Source organism: Ancylobacter sp., from assembly GCF_965249975.1.
Classification (GTDB): domain Bacteria; phylum Pseudomonadota; class Alphaproteobacteria; order Rhizobiales; family Xanthobacteraceae; genus Ancylobacter.
Window position 1 is genome coordinate 611,207 of the sequence record NZ_CBDFNE010000004.1, and the last position, 11,733, is coordinate 622,939.

The window sequence follows — 11,733 nt, forward strand, 5'->3', positions numbered from 1 at the left end:
AATCGGGCGATAGTCTTGTCTTTCTGTGACCAACAGGCAACAGCGGCCGAGAGAGGGCTCGCCCGCATTTCAGTGGGCGGAATAGACGTATAATAGAACAATCGGCTACAGCCGGCGGGCGGGCTCCCAGGCGGAGGTCGCGCCATCCGGCGGGGGGAAGTGATGGGCGTCGAAGGGTTCCTGGCCAGCGAGGACGAGCGCGTCGCGCGCCAGCTCGTCGAGCAGGCGGACCTTATCCTGCAGGCGACCGACGGCGACGTGCCGGCCCGGTTCGCGCAGGGGCTGTTCGGCCGCGCGGTGGCGGAGGATGTGCGGGTCTATACGCCGCACGAGCTCGCCGCGCTGGCACGGCTCGCCTATGGGCATCTCAAGGTCCGCCGCCGCGACAGTTTCGACATCCGCATCGAACAACTCCCGGCCGCCGAGGGTGGCGACCGGCTCGCCCGGGTCTCGGTGATCGAGATCGTCAATGACGACATGCCGTTCCTGCTCGATTCGCTCATGGGCGCGCTCAACGCCCAGGGGCTGACGGCGAGCTTCGTCGTGCATCCGATCATGGGCGTCGACCGCGACACCAGCGGGCAGGTGACCAATCTCGTGCCCGGCGAGACCCCGGCCGGCGCCCGCATGCGGCGCGAAAGCCTGATCCAGATCCATGTCCCGCGCATCGAGGATGAGGGCCGCCAGCTCGCCCTGATCGAGGAACTCGGCGCGGTGCTCAACCAGGTGCGCGTGGTGGTCGCCGCCTGGCAGCCGATGATGGCGCAGGTGCGCGCGGCGGTAACCAACCTCACCCTCGCCCCCGCCATGGTGCCGCGCGAGGACCGGGAAGAGGCGATCGCCTTTCTGGAATGGCTGCTCGCCGGCCGCTTCACCTTTCTCGGCTGCCGCCACTATCAGTCCGCCAGCGCTCCCGGCGCGAAAGCGACGGTGTTCGAGCGGCGCATGGAGGATGCGCTCGGGATGATGGCGGACGAGGCCTTCCGCCTGTTCCGTCCCACCGGCGATCCGCGCTCGGTCAGCGCCGACATCGCCGAGGCGCTGGCCGATCCCAGCCCGCTGATCGTTACCAAGTCGCGCACCGTCTCCAGCGTCCACCGGCGGGCCTGGATCGATGTGGTGCTGGTCAAGCGCTACGACGCGCAGGGGCGTGTGGTCGGCGGGCTGTGCATCGCCGGCCTGTTCACCGCCACCGCCTATACGAGCTCGGTCCGGACCATCCCGGTGCTGCGGCGCAAGGCCGCCACCGTGCTGGCGCGCGCCGGCTTCGCGCCGGAAAGCCATTCCGGCCGGGCGCTGGTGAAGGTGCTGGAGACCTATCCGCGCGACGATCTGTTCCAGATCGACATTGCCGCGCTCTACCAGTTCTCGCTCGCCATCCTGCAGCTGGACGAACACCCGCGCGTGCGGGTGCTGGCGCTCAACGAGCGGTTCGACCGTTTCGTCTCCATCCTCGTCTTCGTGCCGCGCGAACGCTATGGCAGCGAGGTGCGGGCCAAGATCGGCACCCTGCTGGCGTCGAGTTTCGGCGGGCAGGTGGTCGCCTTCCGCCCGCTGTTCCTCGAAGGCCCGCTGACGCGGGTGCATTTCATCATCGAGCGCGGCACGGGCGAGGTGCCGAGCGTCAATCGCGCGACGCTGGAAGAGGCGATCAGCGCCATCATCCGCACCTGGGGCGACGGCTTTGCCGAGGCGCTGGCGGCGACCGTGCCGGCCAGCAAGGCGAGCGAGCTGATGGAGCGCTACGCCGGCGCCTTCCCGGCCGGCTATCAGGCGGCGGCAACGCCGGCGGAGGCGATCGACGATCTGCGCCTCATCGAGGAACTGAGCGAGGCGAACCCGGTGGCGGCGGATTTCCGCCCCTCCGCACTGCGCGAGCGCGGGCGCCTCGCGCTCAAAGTGTTCAGCTACAAGGTGCCGCGCCTGCTGTCCGAGCGGGTGCCGCTGCTCGAATCCATGGGCTTCGTGGTCATTGACGAGCGCACCTTCACCGTCCGTCCCGCCGCGGGCGCGCCGGTCTATGTGCATGACATGCTGCTGTCGCGGCGTGGCGGCGGCGATGTCGCGCTCGACAAGCTGGGGCCGCGGCTGCACGCGACGCTGATGGCGGTGCTGCGCGGCGGCGAAAGCGACGGGTTCAACGCGCTGGCGCTGACCGCCCAGCTCGGCTGGCGCGACATCGCGCTGCTGCGGGCGCTGGGGCGCTATCTCCGGCAGGTCGGCATTCCCTTCAGCCAGGACTATCTCTGGCAGACGCTGAACGCCCACCCCGCCATCGCCCAGAAGCTGGTGGCGCTGTTCCACACCCGCTTCGACCCCGAACAGGGCGAGCGCCGGGCCGAGCGTCAGGAGGAACTGCGCGCCGCCATCGAGGCCGCGCTGGCGGATGTGCCGAGCCTCGACGAGGACCGCATCCTGCGCCGCTTCGCCAATCTCATCGGCGCGGCGGTGCGGACCAATTTCTTCCAGCGCGGGCCGCAGGGCAGCCACCGCCCGACCATCGCCTTCAAATTCCTCAGCACCGCCGTCGAGGGACTGCCGCAGCCGCGCCCGCTGTTCGAGATTTTCGTGCAGTCGCCGCGTGTCGAAGGCATCCATCTGCGCTTCGGCCGGGTGGCGCGTGGCGGGCTGCGCTGGTCCGACCGGCCGCAGGATTTCCGCACCGAGGTGCTGAGCCTGGTCAAGGCGCAGCAGGTGAAGAATGCGGTCATCGTGCCGGTGGGCGCCAAGGGCGGGTTCGTGCCGCAGCAGCTTCCCGCCGGGCCGCGCGAGGCGATCCAGGCCGAGGGCGTGGAAGCCTACAAGCTGTTCATCTCCAGCCTGCTCGACGTGACCGACAATATCGAGGATGGCCGCACGGTTCACCCCGCCCACACGGTGCGGCACGATGAGGACGACCCCTATCTCGTCGTCGCCGCCGACAAGGGAACCGCCACCTTCTCCGACACCGCCAACGCGCTGTCGCTGGAGCGCGGCTTCTGGCTGGGCGATGCCTTCGCCTCCGGCGGTTCGGTCGGCTATGACCACAAGGCGATGGGCATCACCGCGCGCGGGGCCTGGGAGGCCGTGCGCCGGCATTTCCGCGAACTCGACATCGACATTCGCCGCACGCCCTTCACCGTGGCCGGGGTCGGCGACATGTCGGGCGACGTGTTCGGCAATGGCATGCAGCTGGAGAACACGATCCGCCTGGTCGCCGCTTTCGACCATCGCGACATCTTCCTCGATCCGAACCCCGACCCCGAACTCTCCTTCCGCGAGCGCCAGCGGCTGTTCGCGCTGCCGCGTTCCAGCTGGCAGGACTATGACAAGTCGCTGATCTCGCCCGGTGGCGGCGTGTTTCCGCGCAGCGCCAAGAGCATTCCGCTGACCCTCGCCATGCGCGAGGTTCTGGGCTTCGAGGCCGCCTCGGCGTCGCCCGCCGAAGTCATCAGCGCCATCTTGCGCGCGCCGGTGGACCTGCTGTGGTTCGGCGGCATCGGCACCTATGTGCGTGCGACCAGCGAGACCGACGCGCAGGCCGGCGACCGCGCTAATGACGGTGTGCGCATCACCGGCAGCCAGATCCGGGCGCGGGTGATCGGCGAGGGCGCCAATCTCGGGGTCACCCAGCGCGGGCGCATCGAGGCGGCGCGGCGCGGCGTGCGGCTGAACACCGATGCCATCGACAATTCCGCCGGCGTCAACACCTCCGATATCGAGGTGAACATCAAGATCGCCATGGCGCCGGCCCTGCGCGAGGGGCGGCTCGACCCGCAGGCACGGGCGCAGGTGCTGGCCGGCATGACCCCCGAGGTCGCCGCGCTGGCGCTGACGAACAATTATCTGCAGACGCTGGCGCTCTCGCTCGCGGAAATGCGCGGGCTCGACGATCTCGGCTTCCTGCAGCGGCTGATGCAGCGGCTGGAAGCGCGCGGCCTGCTCGACCGGGCGGTGGAGTATCTGCCCACGGACAGCGAGATCGCGGAGCGACGCGGGCGCGGCGAGGCGCTGACCCGGCCGGAAATGGCGGTGCTGCTGGCCTATGCCAAGCTCTCCGTCCATGCTGACCTCCTCGACACTGACGTGCCGGACGACCCCTATCTCGCGCGCGAACTGGCCGCCTATTTCCCGCCCGAACTGCGCGAGCATTTCCCGGAAGGCGTGGAGCATCACCGGCTGCGGCGCGACATCATCGCCACCCGGCTTTCCAACGCCATGATCAACCATGGCGGGCCGGCCTTCGTCGCCCGGCTGATGGACGAGACCGGTGCGGGCATCGACGGCATCGCCAAGGCCTTCGCCGTGGTGCGCGACGGTTTCGGCCTCGCCGGGCTCAACCGCGAGATCGACGCGCTGGACGGGCTGGTGCCGGGCGCGGTGCAGCTCGACCTCTATGGCGTCGTCCAGGACATGCTGCTCGACCGCGCCATCTGGTTCCTGCGCAATGTCGATCTCCGGCGCAATCTCGACGACCTCGTCGGCCATTACGCCGCCGGCATCCCGCCGGTGGAGAAGGTGCTGGCTGGCCCGGTGCGCGAATTGCTGCCGGAAGAATCGCGGGTGCTGCACGATGCCCGCATCAGCCAGTGGACGCAGGCCGGCGTGCCGGAGGCGCTGGCGCGCCGCATCGCCCGCTTGCCGGCGGTGGAGAGCGCCACCGATATCGTGCTGATCGCCGACCGCACCCGCGCGCCTCTGGCGGATGCCGCCGTGACCTTCTTCGCCGTCGCCCTGCTGTTCCGGCTGGAGCGCATTCTCGGCCCGGCGCGGACCTTGACGGTGACGGATTATTACGACCGGCTGGCGCTGGAGCGGGCGCTCGCGGCGTTTGAGAGCGCGGTGCGCCGGCTCACCGCCGAGGTGATCGAGGAGCACGGCGCCGGCGTCGCCGGGGTGTCGAGCTGGGCGCGGGCGCGCGGCGAGGTGGTGGAGCGCGCGCGCAATGGTGTGCACGAGATCGCCAGCTCGGGGCTCAGCGTGTCGAAGCTGTCGGTGGCGGCGAGCCTGATCGGCGATCTGGTGCGCGGGTAATCCTCGGCGCACGCGAGCGTTTTCGAGCGAAGTGGATACCGGTTCGCGTGAAGAAAACGCGACAAAACAGAGAATTAGATCATTTCACTGTTTCCGTGAAACGGTGAAATGATCGAGCGCTCGGCGCGGTTGCCTTCACCCAAACGAAGTCCGGCCGCGCGTGGCGCGGCCGGTAACGTAATCTTCGCGCAAACAGGAAGCCGCGCGCGGCTACACCGCCGCGTGCTTCTTGTTCTGGCGGTGGGAGATGAGGTCGTCCACCACGGCCGGGTCGGCCAGCGTCGAGGTGTCGCCGAGACTGCCGAACTCGTCCTCGGCGATCTTCCGCAGGATGCGGCGCATGATCTTGCCGGAGCGGGTCTTGGGCAGGCCGGGGGCGAACTGGATGAGGTCCGGCGAGGCGATGGGGCCGATTTCCTGCCGCACCCAGACCACCAGCTCCTTGCGCAGCGCCTCGGTCGGCTCGACACCGGCCATCAGCGTCACATAGGCGTAGATGCCCTGGCCCTTGATGTCGTGGGGATAGCCAACCACGGCGGCCTCCGACACCTTGGGATGAGCGACGAGCGCGCTTTCCACCTCGGCCGTACCCATGCGGTGGCCGGAGACGTTGATCACGTCGTCGACGCGGCCGGTTATCCAGTAATAGCCGTCGGCGTCGCGGCGGCAGCCGTCGCCGGTGAAGTACTTGCCGGGATAGGTGGAGAAATAGGTCTGCATGAAGCGCTCATGGTCGCCATAGACCGTGCGCATCTGCCCCGGCCAGGAATCGGCGATCACCAGATTGCCTTCGCAGGCGCCGCTGAGCGGGTTGCCTTCCGCGTCCACCACTTCCGGGATCACGCCGAAGAACGGGCGCGTCGCCGAGCCGGGCTTTAGCTTCGTCGCGCCGGGCAGGGGGGTGATGAGAATGCCGCCGGTCTCGGTCTGCCACCAGGTATCGACGATGGGGCAGCGCTCCTCGCCGACCACGCGGTGATACCATTCCCATGCTTCCGGGTTGATCGGCTCACCGACCGAACCGAGCAGGCGCAGCGAGGCGCGGCTGGTCTTGGTCACCGGCGCATCGCCGCCCTGCATCAGCGCGCGGATGGCGGTGGGGGCGGTGTAGAAGATGTTGACCTTGTGCTTGTCGATGACCTCCCAGAAGCGGGAATTGGTCGGGTAGTTCGGCACGCCCTCGAACATCAGCGTGGTGGCGCCGTTGGCGAGCGGGCCATAGACGATGTAGCTGTGGCCGGTGACCCAGCCGATATCGGCGGTGCACCAGTAGATGTCGCCGTCGTGATAGTCGAAGACATACTGGTGGGTCATCGAGGCATAGACGAGATAGCCGCCCGTCGTGTGCAGCACGCCCTTGGGCAGGCCGGTCGAGCCCGAGGTGTAGAGGATGAACAGCGGGTGCTCCGCGTTCACGGGCGTCGCCGGGCAATGGCGGGTCACCAGCTCGGCGGCCTCGTGGTACCAGACGTCGCGGCCGGGCTCCATGTTCACCGCCCCGCCGGTGCGGCGGACGACGACGACGTGGTCCACCTCGACATCGCCGAGCTTGGCGATGGCGGCGTCGACATTGGCCTTCAGCGGCACCTTGCGGCCGCCGCGCAGGCCCTCATCGGCGGTGATGACGACCTTGGAGCCGCAATCGCGGATGCGGCCGGCGAGGCTGTCCGGCGAGAAGCCGCCGAACACCACCGAATGGACTGCGCCGAGCCGCGCGCAGGCGAGCATCGCATAGGCCGCCTCGGGGATCATCGGCATGTAGATGGTGACGCGGTCGCCCTTCTCCACATTGCGGTTGCGCAACACATTGGCGAAGCGGCAGACCTCGTCATGCAGCTCCTGATAGGTGATGTGGCGGTGCTCGGACGGGTCGTCGCCTTCCCAGATGATGGCGACCTGGTCGGCGCGGGTGGGCAGATGCCGGTCGATGCAGTTCCAGGCGACGTTGGTGACGCCGTCCTCGAACCATTTGATCGAGACATGGCCAGGGTCGAACGAGGTGTTCTTCACCACCGTATAGGGCTCGAACCATTCGATGCGCTTGCCCTCGTCGGCCCAGAAGGCCTGCGGGTCGTTGAGCGAGGCCTCATACTTCGCCTGATAGGCGCGATCATCGAGGAAGGCCCGCTTCGCCCACTCCGCGGGCACGTCGTAGATCTTGTCGGACATGGCGTTCTCCCCATCAGGCGGCGCTGTGCGCCCTCTCTTGCTTCGGCGGGATTATGGTGACCCCGCCGGGGCGGGACAAGCGCGCGGGCGCGCAACTTTGGTCGGTAGGTAGTCGCGCGGAGGGGGCGCCGCGTCCGCTCTCAGCGCGGCTTCGGGCGCCAGACGCTGGTGGCCTTGATCTCCGCGTCTTCCAGCTCGCGCGAGACCGGAACGGCATAATCCGCCATCTTTTCCAGCCGCTCGCGCGGCAGATAGGAGCGGCCGGGATCACCGATCCACACCTCGACGCCGCCCGCCGCGAGGGCTTCCAGCCAGGCGAAGACCCGCGTCGCCAGGTCGCGCTCATAGGCGATGTCGCCGGCCAGCACCACGTCCCAGCCGCCCTCGGCGCCGATCACGTCGGTTGTGAGCACGTCCACCGCCGCGCCGTTGAGCGCGGCATTCGCCGCGATGGCGGCATGGGCGAAGCGGTCGATGTCGGCGCAGGCGACATGGGCCGCGCCGGCCTTCACGGCGGCGATGCCGACCAGGCCCGAGCCGGCGGCGAAATCCAGCACGCGCTTGCCGCGCACGGTTTCCGGGTGGTCGAGCACGTAGCGCGCCAACGCCTGCCCACCGGCCCAGGCGAAGGCCCAGAACGGCGGCGGCAGGCCGATCTCGCCCAGTTCCTCCTCGGTGCGTTGCCAGATCGGCAGCGATTCCTCGGCGAGGTGCAGCGTGATTTCCGGCACCAGCGGCGGAGCGAGGCGCTGCGTCTCGGCGCGAATGAAGGCGGCGGGGTCGGCGATGCCGCGCGGCGTCACCGTGTGCCGCCCGCCATCTCCAGCACGATGTCCCATTCGGCGTCGGTGACGGGTTGGACGGAGAGGCGGGAGAACTTCATCAGCGCCATGTCGGCGAGGCGCGGTTCCGCCTTCACCGCCGCGAGCGACACCGGGTTCTTCAGCGCCGCCACCGCCTTGAGGTCGACCATGACGAACTTGCCCGAGGGGTCGGAGGGGTCGGGATAGGCTTCCTTGATCACCTCGACGATGCCGACAATCTCTTTCCCCTCATTCGAGTGGTAGAAGAACCCCCGGTCGCCGAGCCGCATGGCGAGAAGCTGCTGCTTGGCGAGGTGGTTGCGCACGCCGTCCCAGTGGGTGCCCTTCTCGGCGGCGGCGACCTGCTGCTCCCAGGACCATTTGAAGGGTTCGGACTTGTAGAGCCAGTGCGCCATTTCCACTCCTGATGACCTCGCCGGGAGGCTAACCAGATTACCATTCACTTGGGGAGACCGTCATCCTGAGGTGCCCGGCGCTAGCCGGGCCTCGAAGGATGGCGTTCCGCGCGAGCCCATCCTTCGAGGCTCGCTGCGCTCGCGCCTCAGGATGACGTTGCTTCTGTCAGGCTTCGCCGCCGAGGTCTAATCCCTGTCTCACGCTTCCGCCTTTTGCGGGCGAGCCAGCAGCGACCCGATGGCCTCTTCGATGCCGTGGCGTCCGGCCAGCACGTCTTCCACCGCGCGGGCGATAGGCATATCGACGCCGCGCGCCTGCGCCATCGCCACCAGCACGCTGGCGGTGAGCGCGCCTTCCGCCAGCTTGCCCGGCGGGTGCAGGCCCTGCTCCTGGCCGAGGCTGAGACCGAGCGCGTAGTTGCGCGACTGCGCGGTGGAGCAGGTGAGGATAAGGTCGCCGAGGCCCGACAGGCCGGTGAGCGTTTCCGCCCGCGCGCCATAGGCCTTGCCGAAGCGCATCAGCTCGGCGAAGCCGCGCGCGATCAGGGCCGCCCCGGCGCTGGCGCCGAGCCTGCGGCCGCCGACAATGCCGGCGGCGATGGCGAGCACGTTCTTGGCCGCGCCGCCGATCTCGACCCCGCGCACATCCTCGCTGTGATAGAGCCGGAACGAGGCGGAGCCGAGCGCGGTGGCCAGCGCCTCCGCCACCGCGCCGTCCCGCGCGGCCAGCGTCACGGCGGTCGGCAGGCCGGCCGCGACATCGGCGGCGAAGCTGGGGCCGGATAAGATCGCGGGTACGGCCCGTGGACACGCCTCGCCCAGCACCTGCGTCATGAACAGCGAGGTGCCGCGCTCGATGCCCTTGGCGCAGGTGACGACCGGCGTGCGTGGGGCGAGATGCGGGGCGAGGGCGGTGGCCACCGCGCGGCTGGCCTGTGCGGGCACGACGAGGAGCACCGCATCGGTGGCGGCGGCGGCGGCGAGATCGTCCGTTGGGCGCACCGAATCGGCCAGCGACACGCCGGGCAGATGGGCGGGATTGGCGCGCCGCTGTGCCAGCGTCTCCATCAGCGCCGCGTCGCGGCCCCACAGCACCACCTCGCGCCCGGCGCGGGCGGCGGCATTGGCCAGCGCCGTTCCCCAGGCCCCGGCCCCGACCACGCCGATGGAGGCGAAGCGTGCCGGCATCAGCCGCCGATCCCTTCGGGTGGGGCGGAAGGCGCGGCGGCAGGCGAGGCGGCGGGAGTGTCCGCGGCCTCGGCGGCCTGCGCCGCAGCACGCGCCGCGCCCACGCCCTCGATCTCGCCCAGCGGCCAGCGGGCGCGGGGGGAGGCGTCGAGCCCGTCATGCAGGCCGCGCGCCAGCCGCTCGGCGCCGGCCCAGGCGATCATCGCGCCATTGTCGGTGCACAGCTCCGGCGGCGGCACGGCGAGGCGGGTGCCGCCATCAGCCGCGACCTTGTGCAGCGCCCGCCGCACCGACTGGTTGGCGCCGACGCCGCCGGCCAGCACCAGCGCGGAGGGCTTCAGCCCCTGATGGCGCATCAGCCGCAGCGCGCAGCGCACGCGGTCGGCGAGAATGTCGACCACCGCCGCCTGGAACGAGGCGCACAGATCGTTCACATCCTGCTCACTCAGCGGGGCGATCTTCAGCGCCTCGATGCGCACGGCGGTCTTGAGGCCGGACAGCGAGAAGTCCGGCACCGGCTTGCCGTGGAGCGGGCGGGGGAGGGAGAAGCGCTCCGGGTCGCCGTGCAGCGCCGCGCGTTCCACCGCCGGGCCGCCGGGATAGGGCAGGCCGAGCATCTTGGCGGTCTTGTCGAAGGCCTCGCCGATGGCGTCGTCCATCGTGCCGCCGAGCTTCTCATATTCGCCGATGCCGGTGACGGCGACGAGCTGGGTGTGGCCGCCGGAGACGAGCAGCAGCAGGAAGGGGAAGGGCACCTTGTCGGTGAGCCGCGCGGTGAGGGCGTGCGCTTCGAGATGATTGACCGCGACCAGCGGCTTGTTCGCCGCCAGCGCCAGCGCCTTGGCGGTGGTGAGGCCGACGATGACGCCGCCGATCAGCCCGGGGCCGGCGGCGGCGGCGATGCCGTCGAGCTCGTCCAGCCGCAGCCCGGCGGCGCGCAGCGCGCGCGCCACCAAATGGTCAAGCACCTCGACATGGGCGCGGGCGGCGATCTCCGGCACCACGCCGCCATACTCCGCGTGATCCTCGGTCTGCGAATGCACGATGTTGGAGAGGATCGCGCCGGTCCCGTCGGCACGCCGACGCACCACCGCGGCGGCGGTCTCGTCGCAGGTGGTCTCGATGCCGAGCAGGAGAAGATCACGCATTGACTTTACGGGGTTGGCCGGTGAACTGAACGCATACGAACCGCTAGCACCGCAGGACGGCATGACGCAATCGCTTCCCAAACTCCGGCTCGGCACCCGTGGCAGCCCGCTCGCCCTGTGGCAGGCGCATGCGGTACGCGACGCGCTGCTGAAGGCGCATCGCTGGCCGGACGAGGCGGTGGAAGTGCAGGTGATCCGCACCACGGGCGACGCCATCACCGACCGGGCGCTTTCCGATGCCGGCGGCAAGGGCCTGTTCACCAAGGAGCTTGAGGAAGCGCTGCTCGACCGGCGCATCGACCTCGCCGTGCATTCGGCCAAGGACATGCCAACGCGCCTGCCGGACGGGCTGCACCTTGTCGGCTACCTCCCGCGCGCGGATGTGCGCGACGCGCTGATCCTGCGCGAGGGCGTGGCGCTGCGCGACCTCAAGCCCGGCGCGCGCATCGGCACCGCCTCGCTGCGGCGCGAGGCGCAGCTGCGCCGGCTGCGGCCGGACCTCGACGTGTCGCTGCTGCGTGGCAATGTGCATACCCGCCTCGCCAAGGTGGAAAGCGGTGAGTTCGACGGCACGCTGCTCGCCTATGCCGGGCTGAGCCGGCTCGGCCTCGCCGACCGCGTGAGCTCGGTGCTGGAGACGACGGATTTCCTGCCCGCCGTCGGCCAGGGCGCTGTGGCGATCGAGACCCGCTTCGGCGATATCGCCGTCGACGCGCTGGTGGTGCCGGTGGTCAGCCCCGCGACCGGCCTCGCTTTGCGGGTGGAGCGGGCCTATCTCGCCGAACTCGACGGCTCCTGCCGCACGCCGATTGGTGGGCTGGCGCAGGTGGAAGGCGACGAGATCCGCTTCCGCGGCGTGGTGCTGGCGCCGGACGGCTCGCGCTTCTACGAGATCGTGCGCTATGGGCCGATCAACCGCGCGCTGGAACTCGGCATCGCGGCGGGCAAGGAAATGCGCGCCATGGTTCCGGCCGATCTGCTGCCGCACTGATGCGG

General features: G+C 69.7%; 7 protein-coding genes. 2 read left to right on the top strand and 5 right to left on the bottom strand.

The window, feature by feature from the left end:
* Positions 1 to 162 precede the first annotated feature (162 nt).
* Positions 163 to 5,013 carry an NAD-glutamate dehydrogenase gene (locus ACP2AH_RS07440; protein WP_425105215.1) on the top strand — a complete coding sequence of 1,617 codons (4,851 nt, stop codon included), beginning with the start codon at positions 163 to 165 and terminating at the stop codon, positions 5,011 to 5,013.
* Positions 5,014 to 5,223: 210 nt separating this feature from the next.
* Here ACP2AH_RS07440 and acs read toward each other — a convergent pair whose 3' ends face one another.
* The 5 genes from acs to tsaD all read right to left on the bottom strand — a co-directional run bounded on the left by acs (position 5,224) and on the right by tsaD (position 10,737).
* A complete protein-coding gene (gene acs, locus ACP2AH_RS07445; protein WP_421699872.1) occupies positions 5,224 to 7,182 on the bottom strand; it encodes an acetate--CoA ligase in 1,959 nt (652 codons plus the stop codon).
* Between the two features lie 140 nt (positions 7,183 to 7,322).
* On the bottom strand, positions 7,323 to 8,021 hold the full coding sequence (locus ACP2AH_RS07450) for a class I SAM-dependent methyltransferase (RefSeq protein ID WP_425105216.1): 699 nt from the start codon (positions 8,019 to 8,021) through the stop codon (positions 7,323 to 7,325).
* Positions 7,982 to 8,401, bottom strand: a complete 420-nt coding sequence (locus tag ACP2AH_RS07455) for an EVE domain-containing protein (RefSeq protein WP_425105217.1) — start codon at positions 8,399 to 8,401, stop codon at positions 7,982 to 7,984. Before ACP2AH_RS07455 ends, ACP2AH_RS07450 begins: the two co-directional genes overlap by 40 nt.
* Positions 8,402 to 8,599: 198 nt before the next feature.
* Complete coding sequence (locus tag ACP2AH_RS07460) at positions 8,600 to 9,589, bottom strand: NAD(P)H-dependent glycerol-3-phosphate dehydrogenase (protein ID WP_425105218.1); 990 nt, start codon at positions 9,587 to 9,589, stop codon at positions 8,600 to 8,602.
* Entirely contained in the window at positions 9,589 to 10,737 is a 1,149-nt protein-coding gene (tsaD, locus tag ACP2AH_RS07465) for a tRNA (adenosine(37)-N6)-threonylcarbamoyltransferase complex transferase subunit TsaD (RefSeq protein WP_425105219.1), read from the bottom strand. Before tsaD ends, ACP2AH_RS07460 begins: the two co-directional genes overlap by 1 nt.
* Positions 10,738 to 10,798: 61 nt before the next feature.
* Here tsaD and hemC point away from each other — a divergent pair, with 61 nt between their 5' ends.
* Positions 10,799 to 11,728 carry a hydroxymethylbilane synthase gene (gene hemC, locus ACP2AH_RS07470; protein WP_425105220.1) on the top strand — a complete coding sequence of 310 codons (930 nt, stop codon included), beginning with the start codon at positions 10,799 to 10,801 and terminating at the stop codon, positions 11,726 to 11,728.
* Positions 11,729 to 11,733 lie beyond the last annotated feature (5 nt).